General features: G+C 71.0%; 14 protein-coding genes. 7 read left to right on the forward strand and 7 right to left on the reverse strand.

What is annotated here, in order from left to right:
* Window position 1 precedes the first annotated feature (1 nt).
* Both ABN273_RS03360 and ABN273_RS03365 read right to left on the reverse strand, forming a co-directional pair.
* Window positions 2-667 carry a response regulator gene (locus tag ABN273_RS03360; RefSeq protein WP_349447097.1) on the reverse strand — a complete coding sequence of 222 codons (666 nt, stop codon included), beginning with the start codon at window positions 665-667 and terminating at the stop codon, window positions 2-4.
* Window positions 664-1,953 (reverse strand): sensor histidine kinase, encoded by a 1,290-nt coding sequence (locus tag ABN273_RS03365; RefSeq protein ID WP_349447098.1) that lies wholly within the window; start codon window positions 1,951-1,953, stop codon window positions 664-666. Before ABN273_RS03365 ends, ABN273_RS03360 begins: the two co-directional genes overlap by 4 nt.
* 134 nt (window positions 1,954-2,087) lie before the next feature.
* Here ABN273_RS03365 and ABN273_RS03370 point away from each other — a divergent pair, with 134 nt between their 5' ends.
* The 4 genes from ABN273_RS03370 to ABN273_RS03385 all read left to right on the forward strand — a co-directional run bounded on the left by ABN273_RS03370 (window position 2,088) and on the right by ABN273_RS03385 (window position 6,357).
* A complete protein-coding gene (locus tag ABN273_RS03370) occupies window positions 2,088-3,005 on the forward strand; it encodes an ATP-binding cassette domain-containing protein (protein WP_349447099.1) in 918 nt (305 codons plus the stop codon).
* Window positions 3,002-4,576: an ABC transporter permease subunit gene (locus ABN273_RS03375; RefSeq protein WP_349447100.1), complete on the forward strand. Its 1,575-nt coding sequence runs from the start codon at window positions 3,002-3,004 to the stop codon at window positions 4,574-4,576. The genes ABN273_RS03370 and ABN273_RS03375 overlap by 4 nt, the downstream gene beginning before the upstream one ends.
* On the forward strand, window positions 4,573-5,349 hold the full coding sequence (locus tag ABN273_RS03380) for an ABC-2 transporter permease (RefSeq protein ID WP_349447101.1): 777 nt from the start codon (window positions 4,573-4,575) through the stop codon (window positions 5,347-5,349). Before ABN273_RS03375 ends, ABN273_RS03380 begins: the two co-directional genes overlap by 4 nt.
* Before the next feature lie 183 nt (window positions 5,350-5,532).
* Window positions 5,533-6,357, forward strand: coding sequence for a L,D-transpeptidase family protein (locus tag ABN273_RS03385; protein WP_349447102.1), 825 nt, complete (start codon window positions 5,533-5,535; stop codon window positions 6,355-6,357).
* Here ABN273_RS03385 and ABN273_RS03390 read toward each other — a convergent pair.
* From ABN273_RS03390 to ABN273_RS03410, 5 genes are all read right to left on the reverse strand, one after another.
* A complete protein-coding gene (locus tag ABN273_RS03390; RefSeq protein WP_349447103.1) occupies window positions 6,354-7,775 on the reverse strand; it encodes an FAD-binding oxidoreductase in 1,422 nt (473 codons plus the stop codon). The genes ABN273_RS03385 and ABN273_RS03390 overlap by 4 nt on opposite strands.
* Before the next feature lie 88 nt (window positions 7,776-7,863).
* Window positions 7,864-9,483, reverse strand: a complete 1,620-nt coding sequence (locus ABN273_RS03395) for an NADH-ubiquinone oxidoreductase-F iron-sulfur binding region domain-containing protein (protein WP_349447104.1) — start codon at window positions 9,481-9,483, stop codon at window positions 7,864-7,866.
* 70 nt (window positions 9,484-9,553) lie between these two features.
* Entirely contained in the window at window positions 9,554-10,387 is an 834-nt protein-coding gene (locus tag ABN273_RS03400; protein WP_349447105.1) for a hypothetical protein, read from the reverse strand.
* Window positions 10,388-10,454: 67 nt separating this feature from the next.
* Complete coding sequence (locus tag ABN273_RS03405; RefSeq protein WP_349447106.1) at window positions 10,455-11,930, reverse strand: DUF1996 domain-containing protein; 1,476 nt, start codon at window positions 11,928-11,930, stop codon at window positions 10,455-10,457.
* On the reverse strand, window positions 11,927-12,571 hold the full coding sequence (locus ABN273_RS03410; protein ID WP_349447107.1) for a DUF4142 domain-containing protein: 645 nt from the start codon (window positions 12,569-12,571) through the stop codon (window positions 11,927-11,929). Before ABN273_RS03410 ends, ABN273_RS03405 begins: the two co-directional genes overlap by 4 nt.
* A gap of 108 nt (window positions 12,572-12,679) precedes the next feature.
* Between ABN273_RS03410 and ABN273_RS03415 the strand changes: the two genes are divergently transcribed.
* The 3 genes from ABN273_RS03415 (at window position 12,680) to ABN273_RS03425 (ending at window position 14,319) form a co-directional block, all read left to right on the forward strand.
* Window positions 12,680-13,234: a sigma-70 family RNA polymerase sigma factor gene (locus tag ABN273_RS03415; protein ID WP_349447108.1), complete on the forward strand. Its 555-nt coding sequence runs from the start codon at window positions 12,680-12,682 to the stop codon at window positions 13,232-13,234.
* Window positions 13,234-13,431 carry a zf-HC2 domain-containing protein gene (locus tag ABN273_RS03420; RefSeq protein ID WP_349447109.1) on the forward strand — a complete coding sequence of 66 codons (198 nt, stop codon included), beginning with the start codon at window positions 13,234-13,236 and terminating at the stop codon, window positions 13,429-13,431. Before ABN273_RS03415 ends, ABN273_RS03420 begins: the two co-directional genes overlap by 1 nt.
* Before the next feature lie 84 nt (window positions 13,432-13,515).
* Window positions 13,516-14,319, forward strand: coding sequence for a tryptophan 2,3-dioxygenase (locus tag ABN273_RS03425; protein ID WP_349447110.1), 804 nt, complete (start codon window positions 13,516-13,518; stop codon window positions 14,317-14,319).
* Window positions 14,320-14,348 lie beyond the last annotated feature (29 nt).

Consider the following 14,348-nt stretch of genomic DNA (forward strand, 5'->3'; position numbering starts at 1 on the left):
CTCAGGCCCGGCCGCGCGGCACGACCAGGCCAGTCTCGTACGCGGCGACGACGGCCTGGGTCCTGTCGCGCAGGCCGAGCTTGCCCAGGATGCGGCTCACGTGCGTCTTGACCGTCTCCTCCGTGACCACCAGCCTGGCCGCGACCTCGGGATTGGACAGGCCCTCGGCGACCAGCCGCAGGACCTGCGTCTCGCGCGGGGTGAGCGAGGCGAGCGCCGACGTGGCCGGCTTCGGGCCCAGCCGGGCGAACTCGCTGATGAGGCGGCGGGTGACCGCCGGGGCCAGCAGCGCCTCGCCGGCGGCGATGACGCGGACCGCGTCGAAGAGACGCTCGGCCGTGACGTCCTTGAGCAGGAAGCCGCTGGCTCCCGCGCGCAAAGCGTCGTAGACGTACTCGTCGAGGTCGAACGTGGTCAGGATGAGCACCTTCGGCCCGCCCGCGAGGCGCCTGGTGGCCTCGATGCCGTCCATGACCGGCATGCGCACGTCCATGAGCACCACGTCGGGGGACAACTCGCGGCAGGCCCGCACCGCCTCGGCCCCGTCGGCGGCGGTGCCCGCGACCTCGAAGTCGGGCTGGGTGTCGAGCAGCTCGGCGAACCCGGTCCGCACGACCAGGTGGTCGTCGGCGATGACGATCCTGACCTTGGAGTGCCCGCCGCTCATCCGGCCGTCCCCGCCCTGCCCGGCAGGCGGGCCGCCACGAGGAAGCCGCCGCCGTGGGCGGGACCCGTGCGGAGCTCGCCGCCGACCGCGGCGGCGCGCTCGCGCATGCCGGACAGGCCGTGTCCGCCCCCTTCCGCGCTCGACGGCCCGGGGCCGTTGTCGCGCACGAGCAGGCGCAGGTCGTCGCCGGTGTAGTCGAGCTCCACGTCCACCGCAGCCCCCGGCGCGTGCCGCCGCGCGTTGGTGAGCGCCTCCTGGATGATCCGGTACGCGGCCAGCTCCACGCCGGGGTCGAGCTCCACCGGCGAGCCGCGCAGGATCAGCCGGGTGCTCGTACCCGACGCCTCCCGCGCCTCGTCGACCAGCTCGTTGAGCTCGTGCAGGCGCAGGCCGGGCTGGGGCCGCCGGGCGGCTTCGGCCTCGGCGTCCTCGCGCAGCACGCCGAGCAGCCGCCGCATCTCGGTCAGCGCCGCCCTGGCGGTGTCGCCGATCGCCAGCAGCCGCTCCGCGCCCGCCGCCGGCATCCCGGGCACGGCCACGCGGGCGGTCTCCGCCTGCACGGCCACCATGGAGATGTGGTGGGCGACGACGTCATGCAGCTCGCGGGCGATGCGGGCGCGCTCGCCGCGGGCGGTGTGCTCGAGCAGGCTCTCGGCGACGACCTGCCGGGCGGCGGTGTCGGCCCTGGCCTTGTGCCGGGCCCGCACGGCGATCCCGGCCAGCGCCGCCGCCGGGGCCAGGAACCCCAGCAGCAGCGCCAGCCTCCGCACGTGGTCGCCCGGCCCGAGCGCCACCGCCAGCACCGGGTACGGCACGGTGACCAGCACGGCCGCCGCCTGCGACCCGTGGCGGCCGAGCCGGTAGCCGGTGACCAGCTGCGCCAGCACACCCGCCACGGTCAGCGTGTGGAATGCCGTGATCGACAGCAGGCTCGCCCCGCAGGTCAGGATCGCCGCCACGGCCGGCTGGGCCCACAGCAGGGGCAGCGGCAGCGTGGTGGCCAGGGCGAGCAGGGGAAAAGCCATGAGGAACAACGGCGCGTCACCTTCGCCGGTGACCGGCGGATCCTCGGGGTGCATGGGCGAGCCGTCCACCGAGCCGTTGACCGGGGCGCTCACCGTGTCGCTGAAGGCGGACACGTTCCCGGCGTGCGTGACCGACTCCGCCACCCCGAGCAGCGCCAGCACCACGCCGGCGACGACCGGCGCGTACGGCGCCGAGACGACCCGGCACCCCCAGCCGTAAGCCCCCGAGGCCAGGCGCCTCCACCCGTGCGCTCGTTCCACCAGGTCATTGTCCCGGGCTCCGGCAATTCTGGCATCCCTCACAAGAGGGACGTGACGTAGCTGACGCCAGCGACGGCGCAGATCGCTCCGCCGCGTGACGACCGCGGCAGTGGCCGCTGCCTAGTCTGCCTGGCGTGGAAGCAACCATCGAAGTCACCGGACTGCGTAAACGGTTCGGCCAGACCCAGGCGCTGCACGGAATGACGTTCACCGTGCTGCCGGGCCGGGTCACCGGATTCGTGGGGCCAAACGGGGCGGGCAAGTCCACCACCATGCGGGTGGTGCTCGGCCTGGACGCGGCCGACGAGGGCCGCGCGCTGGTCGGCGGGCGGCCGTACCAGAGCCTGCGCAGCCCGCTGAGCCACGTCGGCGCGCTGCTGGACGCGGCCGCGCTGCAACCGAGCCGTACGGCGCGCAACCACCTGTTGTGGCTGGCCCACTCCCAGGGCCTCGGCGCCAGGCGGGTGGACGAGGTGATCGAGCAGGTCGGGCTGACCCCGGCGGCCCGGCGCAAGGCGGGCGGCTACTCGCTGGGGATGCGCCAGCGGCTCGGCATCGCCGCCGCGCTGCTCGGCGATCCGCCGGTGCTCATGCTGGACGAGCCGTTCAACGGGCTCGACCCCGAGGGCATCGTGTGGATCCGTGGCTTCCTGCGGTCGCTGGCCGCAGAAGGGCGCGCCGTGCTGGTGTCCAGCCATCTGATGAGCGAGCTGCAGGACACCGCGGGCCACCTCGTGGCCGTGGGCAGGGGCCGGGTCGTCGCGGACACCAGCGTGGCCGATCTGATCACCACAGCCTCGCGCGACCGGGTCACGCTGCGTACGACGGCCCGCGCCGAGGCGATGTCGGTGCTGGCCGGCGCGGACGCCACCGTGACCGTCACCGAGCGGGACACGCTCGTCGTCTCCGGGCTGGCCGCCGAGCACATCGTGCGGCTGCTCGGCGCACAGGGGGTGCCGTTCTCGGAGGTCGCCGCCCACCGGGCGACGCTGGAGGAGGCGTACCTGGATCTCACCAGGGACGCGGTCGAGTTCAGAGGAGCGGCACGATGACCGCCGTCACCCCCTACCGCTCCGGGGCGCGGACCGGCAGGGACGGCTTCGCGCAGCTGCTGCGTGCCGAGTGGATCAAGCTCCGCACGGTCCGCGGCTGGATGCTCGGACTGGCGCTCGCGGCGCTGCTCATCGTGGGGCTGGGAGTGCTGTTCGCGACCGGCAGCCGCTCCTCGTGCATGAACGGGCCGATCGAGGTGCCCTGTCCCGCCCCGCTGATCGGTCCCGGCGGCGTGGCCGTGGAGGACCGCTTCTACTTCGTGCACCAGCCGCTGGACGGCGACGGCAGCATCACCGTACGCGTGAGCTCCATGACCGGGCAGCTCCGCAAGCCCGACGTCACCCCCGGGGTCAGGAACGTCGTTTCCGGCGTCACGCCGTGGGCCAAGGCCGGGGTCATGATCAAGCAGAGCGTCCGGCAGGGGACGTCGTACGCGGCTCTGATGGTCACCGGCAGCCACGGGGTGCACATGCAGTACGACTTCACCGAGGACGTGGCGGGGCGTCCCGGCGGCGTCTCGGCGGCGTCGCCGCGCTGGCTGCGGCTCACCCGTACCGGCAACACGATCACCGGCGAGGAGTCGTCCGACGGCTCGCACTGGACCACGGTGGGCACCGTCCGGCCGGCAGGACTGGCCGGGAAGGTGCAGATCGGGCTCTTCGCCGCCTCTCCCGGCGACCTGACCGTGAGCCCCAACGTGATGTTCGGGGCCGCCACCGCCTCGCGCTTCGCCGAGGTCACCGCCGTCATGGACCAGGTCGGCGTGCGGGGCGTGGCGGCCGGGGGCGCGTGGAGCCGTGATGACATCGGCGTCACGATGGAGCCCGACGGCGTCACCCCGCACCACCCGGGCGGGCTCACCCGGTCGGGCGGCACGTTCAGGGTCACGGGGGTGGGCGACATCGCGCCGTCCGCGGAGGGGATGCCGGTCGAGCGCGTGCTGGCCGGGGTGCTGGCCGGGCTCGTCGCGATGATGGTGGTGGCGGTGATGTTCGTCACCGCGGAGTACCGGCGGGGGCTGATCCGCACCACCCTGCTCGCCAGCCCGCGGCGCGGCCGGGTGCTGGCGGCCAAGGCCGTCGTGATCGCCGCGGCCACCTTCGCCGCCGGGCTGGCCGCCGTGGCCACCACCGTGCCGGTCGGGCGGTCGATCCTGGCCGCGAACGGGAACATGCTCGCCCCGGTGGCGACGCTCACCTCGCTACGGGTGATCGTGGGCACCGCCGCGCTGCTCGCCGTGGCCGCCGTCTTCGCCCTCGCCGTGGGGGCGCTCTTCCGGCGCAGCGCCATGGCCGTCATCGCGGTCATCGTGGCGATCCTGGTCCCGTACGTGCTCGCGACCGCGTCCATCCTGCCGGACGAGGTGTCGCGGTGGCTGCTGCGGCTCACTCCGGCGGCGGGGTTCGCGATCCAGCAGAGCATGCCCACATACGCGCACATGACCGCCCGCCACGCACCCGCGGAGGGCTACTTCCCGCTGCCGCCCTGGGTGGGCTTGGCGGTGCTGTGCGCCTACGCCGCACTCGCCCTCGCCCTGGCCGCGTACCGGCTGCGCCGGAGCGACGTATGAGGCGGGAAGTGCACGCCGAGTGGACCAAGCTGCGTACCGTGGCGGGGCCGGGGTGGCTGCTGGGCGCGCTCGTCGCGCTGACCGTGGCCGCGGGTGCGGTGGCGGCCGCGGTCGTGCCCTGCGCGGCGGCCGGGTGCGGACAGGACGCCGCCAGGATCAGCCTCGTCGGTGTCCAGCTGGGCCAGGCGATGGTCGCCCTGCTGGCCGTGCTGGCGATCTGCGGCGAGTACAGCACCGGCATGATCCGCACCAGCCTCACCGCGATGCCCCGCAGGGCCACCGCCCTGGCCGCCAAGGCGGTCGTGGTCGGCGGGCTGACGCTGGCCGCGGGGACCGTCGCCGTGCTCGGGTCCGTGCTGGCCGGTCGGCTCCTGCTGCCGGGCAGCGGCTTCACCCCCGCGCACGGCTACCCGCCGCTGTCCCTGGCCGACGGGCCCGTCCTGCGCGCCGCCGTCGGCTCGGTGCTGTATCTGGTCCTGATCTCGCTGCTCAGCCTGGGCCTCGCCACTGCCGTACGCGACTCAGCGGCGGCCGCCGGGGTGGTGCTCGGCCTGCTCTACGTGTTCCCGCTCGCCGTCCTCATGGTCTCCGACGAGGAGGTGCGGCAGGTGCTCTGGACGATCTCCCCGACGAATGCGGGGCTGGCCGTCCAGGCGACCAAGGATCTCGCCGATCTCCCCATCGGCCCATGGGCCGGCCTCGGCGTGCTGGCCGCGTGGGCCGCGGCGGCCCTCGCGGGCAGCGGCCTGCTGCTCCGGCTACGTGACGCGTGACCTCGGCGACCGGCTCGCCCTTGCGGGCGTACATGGTGATTTCGTCATCGCGGTAGCCGAGCTCGCCGGGTGCATAAAAGCGAAATAGCGGCATTTTGCGGGGTTCGCTGATTATTCGGGAATTTGCTTGGCCAAATCTGTGGGCGGAGATGAATTCCCGGCTTTCTGGGTACGCGTCGTTTCATGACGACAATGCTTCGCGCAATTGCGGCTCTGGTCGCAGGATGCGCTCTGCCGCTGCTCGCGGTGGTGCCCGCCATGGCGGAGGACCCGCCCGTCCCGGCGGAGCGGCCGTCGGTTCTGGCGGAAGAGCCGCCGGTTCAGGCGGAGCGACCGCCGGTCCAGGCAGCGCAACCGCCGGTTCAGGCGGAGCGACCGCCCGCCGAGGCGGAGGAGGAGACCGTCACCATCCTGCGTCCGGGCACCCGCGGCGAGATGGTCAAGCTGCTCCAGCAGCGCCTGCGCGACCACGGCTTCTACTACGGCGCCATGAACGGAAAGTACGACGTCCAGACGAGGTACGCCGTCTGGGCCTTCCAGAAGACCCGGCGGATGAGGCCGATGAGCGCCGTGGGGCCGAAGGTCTGGCAGGAGCTCGACCGGCCGAGACGGCTGCGCCCGCTGGTGCCCGACGGTCCCGCCGACCGGGTCGAGATCAACCTGACCGACCAGCTGCTCACCGTCTACCGCCGCCGCCGTCCGGTGCTGACCTCGCACGTCTCGACCGGCGCCAACGTGCACTACTGCGAGAAGGGCCACTGCGGCAACGCGATCACCCCGGTGGGGGACTTCCGCGTCTACAGGCGGGAGCCCGGCTGGACGAAGAGCCCCCTGGGCGAGATGTTCAACTCCCTCTACTTCGCCGGCGGCATCGCGATGCACGGCTCGTCGGTGGTGCCCACCAAGCCCTCCTCACACGGCTGCGTACGCGTCCCGGTGCCCACCGCCGTGCGCCTGTACAAAATGGTGGGAATAGGAGAACCGGTGTACGTGCGCGGAAAGTCCTAAACGCCCTGCGGAAGCCGGAACAGCCGGTCGGGGTCATAGGTGGACTTCACCTCGGCGAGCCGGGTTGCGTTGGGCCCATAGTACGCATTCCGCCAAGTCTTCAAATCAGGGTCAATGTAATTCACATACGCGTGATCCCCGAAATATGGAGACATGTCGGAATGTAGGCCACGCAGCCACGCCCGATCCGTCCCCTCCTCGTAATACTGAACGCTGAAAAGCGCCGCCCGATGTGGAAACGCCGTGGCCGCGGGGCCGACGCGGCCGATGGCCCCGCCCATGGCGTCCAGCAGCACGGAGTGCCGCCCGCCGCGCGCGACCCCGTTCACCAGCGCCCGGACCCCGGCCGCCGGCAGCCTCCCGTACGCCATGTGCGACTTGGCCGAGAACGCCTCCCGCGGCATCCGCCGGCACTCGGCGACCGACTTGGCCGCGCAGCCGCCCATGACCTTCATGCCCTCCAGGTAGGAGACCGTCCGCGCCGAGCGGGACGACGGCCGCCCGGCCTTGGCGACGAGCGGGGCCAGCAGCCGGTCGAGGGCGGCTTTGCCGCCGACGTAGGTGCCGATGACGGAGGCGTCGAGTCCGCTCGCCGAGCGGTCCAGATGGAGGGACGACCACAGCTCGTCCGGCGCGGAGGGCCCCCACGACTGCCATGCCCTGACCACGGCCTCCGCCCTGGACCACGGCCAGTGCAGGAAGAACACGGTGACGTCGCGCGCCTCGAACGTCCTGAACGTGAAGGACACCGCCACGCCGAAGTTGCCGCCGCCACCGCCCCTGCAGGCCCAGTAGAGCCCGGAGTTACGGGCGGCGTCGCAGGTCAGCACCCTGCCGTCGGCCGTGACGACGCGTACGGACTCGAGGGTGTCGCACGTGAGCCCGTACTTCCTCGACACCACGCCGATGCCCCCGCCCAGCGTGAGGCCGCCGATCCCGACCGTGGGGCACGAGCCGGCGGGGATGCTCACGCCGTGGCGCGAGAGCTTGTCGTAGACGTCGATCAGCTTCGCGCCCGCGCCGACCGTCGCCCGGCCGCCCGAATAGGCGACCGAGCTCATCCTGGACACGTCGATCACCAGCCCCGTGCCCGTCGACCAGCCCGCGTAGGAGTGGCCTCCGGAGCGGGTGGTGACCGGCACGCCGCTGGTGCGCGCGAACGTCAGGCACGCCGACACGTCGGCCGGGTTCGCGCAGTAGGCGACCCCGCCCGGCCTGATCCGGTCGAAGGCGGGGTTGTAGAGGCGGCGCGCGGTGTTGTAGCCGGCGTCGCCGGGCAGCACGAGCGTGCCCGCCAGCTGCCTGCGCAGCCGCGCCCAGTTGGGCGGCGGCGCGGAGATCTCGAGCGCCCCGGGCCGGGACGCCGCGGCGGCCAGCGGCGCCAGCGCGGCGACATGCAGAAAATCCCGGCGGTTCATGGACATCCCCCAGCTGGTCGGTGTTCGGCCGATCGGTGAGACGTCAGGATGACCCGCCAGGTTGGTCACATCTTCATCACTTCGGGCCTCACCCGGCCGTCCCGCCAAACGCGTTCCGGGTGGGTACGGCGCCCACCCGCGTGAGCCGGGGCGCGCTCGCCCAGGCCTTCTTGAGCACTCCGTCCTTGACCAACCGCAGCGGCGACCCGACCGGCTTCGGCCCGTCCCCGGTGGTCTGAACGAGCCGCAGCGCCAGCGCCGGGCACATTTCGACGGTACGCCGCGCCTCCTTGGCCATCCACCCGGGGACGTTCCTGAACGACGGGAACCCGTAGTCGTCCAGGTCCACGAACTCCGGCAGCAGATGCGCGCACAGGCCGTGCCCCTGGCAGCGGGACCAGTCGACCTCCAGCCGGTACTCGACGTCCGCCTCGCGCTCGGGCATGGGCAGCACGCCGCGCACCGGCCGGCCGCACGAGCCGTGCTCCAGGTGGAGCGCGATCTCGCTCTCGAACGCGTCCAGCGCCGACAGCACGAACTTGGCGGTGCCGTCCGGGTGGAAGCAGGCTCCGCGCCGCTCCACGCCGCGTACGCAGCGCCGTACGGCATCCACCGAGCCGGTGCCCTCGGCCAGCGCGCACATGGCCCTGGCGATGTCCGGCAGGCCGAGCCGGCACGGGCCGCACTGGCCCGCCGACTCGGCCGCCAGATAGGAGGCGACCCTGGCGGCCTCGCCCAGGGAACACGTGGATTCGCCGAGCGGGACGATGATCCCGGCGCCCAGGGTGGCGCCGGCCTGCTTCATGCCCTCGCGCGAGATCACGGCCGTCTGGGCCGCCTCCGCCGACAGCCACGCGCCGTGGTAGCCGCCGATGAGCACCCCGTCGCCGACCTCGGCCTCGGTCAGCGCGAGCACGTCGGCCAGGTAGGTGCCGGTCGGCGCCTCGATGACCGCGCCGCTGGCCGCGCCGCCGCTGACGGTGAGGAGGATGGTGCCGGGCTCCTTGCTCGTGCCGACCTCGGCGTACCTCTCCGGGCCGAGCTCGGCGAGCAGCGCGAACTGCGCGTACGTCTCCGTGTTGGACAGTAGGGTCGGCAGGCCGTCCACGCCGCTGATCGCGGCCCGCCGCTTGCGGCCGGGCGGAATGCCCTCCTGGCCGTTGACGGCGTTGACGAGCGCGCCGCCCTCGCCGGAGATGAACCTCTCCTTGATCCCGACCACCCGGATCGGGACGCGGCTCTCCGCACCGCCCGACACGTTCGCGGCTCTGCGCTCGGCCACGGCGGCGGCGACGGACGCCTCGGCCACCTCGCCCCCGGCCGTGGCGACGACCACCTCGCGGGCGCCCAGCGCCTCGGCCGCCAGCACCGCGCCGTCCAGCACCAGGTGCGGGTTGCGGGTGAGCAGCATGGCGTCCTTGGAGCTGGCGGGCTCGCCCTCGGCGCCGTTGACCAGCACGACGCTCTCGCCCGAGCCGGCCGAGTCGGCGACGGCCCGCAGCTTGCGCGCGAACGGGAACGCCGCGCCGCCGCGGCCGCGCATGTCCACCTCGTTGGCCTGCGAGATGAGCTCGCCCAGCTCGCGCGGCTCGGGAGCGCCGTGGAGCGTGCGGTGTGCGGGAAGATCCAGCCGCCGGGTGTGGTCGAGCCCGGCGGTCAGCCGGGCCGGTCCCATGCGTAACACCCGCGGCACTCGGGCCGGAATCACGATTGCTCCTGTGGGGTTGCGGGGGTCATCCGGCATCCTGATGTGCGTGCCGGGCAGATCTCGGGCGGGATCATCCGGCCTCCCGGTACCTGCGCCGGGCGTCGGCGAGGCTCACCGGCGCGTTGACCCTGGCGGCCGCCTGAGCGGCCGCCACCGGCGCCGCTGTCTTCTGCGGCCGCGCCATGGGCACGTTCGCGGTGACGGCCGAGCTCACCGCGGGCCCTTCGACCCTCTCAGGTACGATCGGCGGCCGGCGTACCGTGGCCAGCACGCGTACGACCAGCGCGGAGCCGACCGCCGCGAGGCAGGCCACGTAGGACCAGGCCACCCAACCGGCCGGCGGGCGGCCGGCCGTGAGTCCATGCATGATCGCGACCGGCCAGGCGATGTACGCGGCGGAGTGCAACATCCGCCACATCCACGGCCTGCTCCGCACCGCGAAGCGCCCCCTCAGCATTCCCGTGGCCACAGCCAAGATCATGAGATCGAAGGCCAGCGTACCGAGCCCCACGTAGATCCCGGCCACGGGCACGACCGCCGCCCCCAGCGGCACGTGCCCGAGACTGATCATGAGTGTGATGTGCGTGACCAGGTAGGCCAGTCCGATGAGCGCGGTGGCCTTGTGCGCGAGCTGCGCCCTGACCCGGTTGGCCGGCGACAGGAAGACACGTTCGGTCGTGAGCAGACCGAGCGCCACTGTCGTGGTCAGCAGCACCAGGGCGAACACGCCCGCGTAGAACTCGAGGAAGCTGACCCCTCGGCCGAGCAGCGCGACGCCGCGTTCCGTCCTGGTCAGCAGGAACGCCGACAACAGGATGGCCGTGATCGAGGCGCTCGCCCCCAGCCGGACGTTCCTGGAGTCCAGCTTGGTGGGGGCGTGCCGGGGGTGTCGTCTGTGGAGCATCTATGTTCCCTCCAAGGTCGGGTGAGGGTGCGACTCGGAAGGCTGGGCGCCCGTGAGGGCTTTCAGATCAGCAACGGCGCCCCCGGTTGATGCATGAGACGACGAACTGCATCAGCCGATCGGGCATCACGTTCGCGAAGTCCGCGTGGTCGGTGACCGGGTTGTGCTTCTGTTCAGGGAAGGCGTCCACGGCGAAGGACGGGCCCTGCGGCACGGAGTACGTGAGGGTCATGCGCAGTGCCGGAATCGCCCTGGTGCCCTGTGGGCAGGCGCCGCCCTGACCGGGGAAGACCACGTGCGTTCTGTGATTGGCGCTGTCGGTGTTCTGGCCGTCCCAGCAGCTAGGGAAATCCAGGATACGAACGACCTGGCTGCCGCGCGGGCAAAGCGGATATTTGTCGGGACTTATGCGATTTTGGAATCCCGTGCAGGTCCAGGCGGCCCTGGCGTTGGCGCCGCCGTTGGTGGCCGCCTTGGCGTCACCGGTGATCAGCCTGAGGAACCTCGGCATCGCGACGACCCTGGAGGTGGCGTTGCCGCGGAACTGGAGCGTCACGGAGCGGGCACGCAGCACCTGGCCGACGTTGCCGTCCGGGTCCTCGGTGTTGACGTCCACCTTGCGGTCTCTGAGGACTGGCCAGAAGTAGGTGGATTTGTCGCCCAGCCGGCACGTGGTGCCCGCGGCGGCCAGGCTCTCGTCCGTGGAGAAGCCGTCCGTTGACAGGTTGCCCACGTAGTCGTGGAGGTGGTGGGCGCCGTTGCTGACGCCGGGGGCGACGATGAAGTTGTCCGGGTTGTTGTGGCCGTTGCGGTTCGTCCCGCACTGGGAGACGAAGGAGCCACGCGAGCCGTTCCTGCCGATGCGGGCGTCAAGCTGACGCGGCGCCACCTGGCGGATGTCGACGAAGTCCTCGACGAACGGACCGAGGTCGGCGCACTCGTTGTGGTCGCCGTCGGACGCCGTGGGCGAGGCGGTGGGGGAAGCGGTTCCGTCCGGGTTTTCCTGGGTCTGGCTCGGCACCGGCGTGGCGGTCCTGGTCGGGCGTCCGCGGCGGGAGAACGTCGAGGCGGTCTCCTCCGGGTCGGGAGCCTGGCCCTGGTCGGGCGCGGCCGTCTCGTCCACCCCGGGGTCCTGAGCCGGGTCCAGCACCGCGGCGCCGCTGCCCTGGGGCGCCTGGTCCTGCTGGTCGGCGTTCTGCTGATCGCCGTTCTGCTGGTCCTGCTGCTGACCTTGGTTCGGGTCCTGCTGTTGCTGGTCCTGGTTCTGACCCTGCTGATCTTGATCCTGTTGCTGGTTCGGGTCCTGTTGCTGGTTGGGGTCCTGGTTCTGGTCCTGGTTGGGGTCCTGATTCTGGTTCTGGTCCTGGTTGCGGTTCCGCTGCCGCTGCGGCGTCTGGGTTGCCTGCGGCGTCTGGTTGGCCTGGGCCGGGTCGCAGTGGTCGGCGCGTGCGGGGCCGACGCCGATGACGGCCGCGGACACCAGTCCGCCTGCCGCCACGGCCAAGGCGGACATGGCCGCGGCCATGCGTCTGGATCTCCTCATGTGTGTCTCCTCTTTTCGACCGCCATCGCGACGGGTGGAGCGGGTGAGGGCATCGGCGGTTCGGGCAACTGGGTGTGGTCGACCAGGCCGGTGGACTCCAGGTACGCCATGTGGCGCATGACGAAGTTGATGCCTTCCTGGGCCAACTTCCTGATCTCCGAGTTGCGCGTCCCGGACCGTACGCTCGCCACGACGGTGAAGACCTTGCCGTGCGCGGCACGCAACAGATTCGTGTAGTCCTTGTCGAAGGCGGGGCCGCTCTCCGAGGCCAGCTGGGCCAGCCAGCTCTGCTGCTCGGGGTTGGGCTCGTCGGGCAGTGCCACGCCGAGCTTCTTGGCCGTCTGCCGGGTCATCAGGTCCAGCTTCATGTGTTCCTGCATGATCAGCTTGCCGACCTCCTTCACGCGTTGGGACTCGGCGCGGGTCTCGGCGTACTGGCCCGCGGGCATCTCCCAGAGGCCGGCCTGGCGCACCTTGATGAGCAGGTCGCGGTCGGCGGCCGTGAGCGGTCCTGAGGACGTCTGCGTCCATGTCGCGGCCGCGGGATCGATCGAGGGAGGCATGACCAGCACGATCGTCACCGCGGCTGCGACGACAAAGCCACCGAGCATGAAGAGCTCGCCGCGCAAAAGCCTGTGCATGGTCGGAGGTACGCGGGCTTCCCAGGCCTGGTTCACTCATGGCCGGAGATAGTTAGAAATGACCGGAGTTATCGGAGTGGCTACCGGACTGATAACGAAGGTGTAAAGATGTGCCCCGTGCTAGGTCACCTCGACGGCAGGTTCGAGAGTGCGGATGCCGAGGCGGAGCACCGCATCGCGGTGCTTTACCAGGAGTTCGGCGGCCCTCTGCTGCGCCACGTACGCAAATCGACAGGTAACGACCTTCAATGGGCCGAAGACGTCGTGCAGGAGACGCTCGTCAGAGCCTGGCGAAACTCGGCAAGACTGCAATGGGAACCAAGCCTCATATGGGCGTGGCTACTCACCGTAGCTCGCCGAATCGTTATCGATGGACGTCGACGGAAAAGCGTCCGGCCTCACGAGGTCGAGCCGCCCGAAGTCGACATGATGGCGGTGCCCGACGGCTCGGAGCGGGCTCTCTCGGCGATCGTCGTCGCCGACGCGCTTCGCAGCCTCTCTGCAGAACACCGCGAAGTCATAGAGCAGACCTACCTCAGAGACCGTACGATTAATGAAGCGGCAGAGATTCTGGGGATCCCGCCGGGCACGGTGAAGTCCCGGCTCTACTACGGGATCCGGGCTCTCCGTGAGCTGTTGCGGGACAAGGGGGTAGCCGGCTGATGCATGACGGGGTGGCTGCCTATGTCCTCGGCGTCCTTGATCAGGAGGAGCACGAGGCGTTCGAGCGCCACCTCGACACGTGCGAGAGATGTCAGGCGGAGTTGATTGAGCTTGCCGAGCTTCCAGAAGAGCTCGACGAGCTCAAGAACGCTCCCTCAGCCTCCGACGACGACCCCCCCATGTCGATGTCACGTTGACGTCTGTGCCATTTTTGGGTGGTATCGGTACGGCAAGGCTTCTCGCCCGGTGAAGCATGACCGGGCGACAGGGGGAGGTGTTCGGTGGGCATCGACGGCGATGCGCCCGTTCCCCCGCATCGGCGGTTCGGCGAGGAAGGCGGCCGGCTGTCGTACGGCGGCTATCTTCGCCTGCCCGCACTTCTCGCACAGCAGCAGCCTCAGTCGGAGGCCCCCGACGAGCTGCTCTTCATCACCATCCACCAGGTCTATGAGCTGTGGTTCAAGCTGCTGCTCCACGAGCTGGAGAACGCCCGCGAGGCCATGTTCGAGGGCGAGCTCTGGCAGGCCAGGCACCTGTTCCAGCGGGTGCACTCGGTAGAGAAGGTGCTGATCGGGCAGGTGGAGGTCTTGGAGACGATGACGCCTCAGGACTTCCTCGAGTTCCGGGCGAAGCTGGAGCCGGCCAGCGGCTTCCAGTCGGTGCAGTTCCGGGAGCTGGAGTTCCTGTCGGGGCTGAAGGACGAGCGCTATCTCGGCACCTTCAGGCACGCCAGCGACACGGAGCTCGCGCGGCTGCGCCGCAGGCTGGAGGAGCCCACGCTGTGGGATGCTTACCTCACCGCCCTTTCCCAGCGTGGCCTGCCGGTCTCCGACGACGAGATCATGGACTCGCTGCTGGCCGTGGCGAGGGACCGCAGGTCTTACGACGACCTGTGGCAACTGGCCGAAGATCTGCTGACGCATGACGAGAACGCTGCGCAGTGGCGGATGCGTCACGTCCAGATGGTCGAACGCCAGATCGGCACCAAGTCGGGCACAGGAGGCTCGACCGGCGCCCCCTATCTGCGCGGTAGAACGCGTTTGCACTATTTCCCGCTGTTGTGGGAACTAAGGGCCTGGCTATGAATAGCTATGGCAAACCCTCACAAAGGAGT

This window comes from Nonomuraea sp. B19D2, assembly GCF_040137845.1.
Taxonomy (GTDB): Bacteria; Actinomycetota; Actinomycetes; order Streptosporangiales; family Streptosporangiaceae; genus Nonomuraea.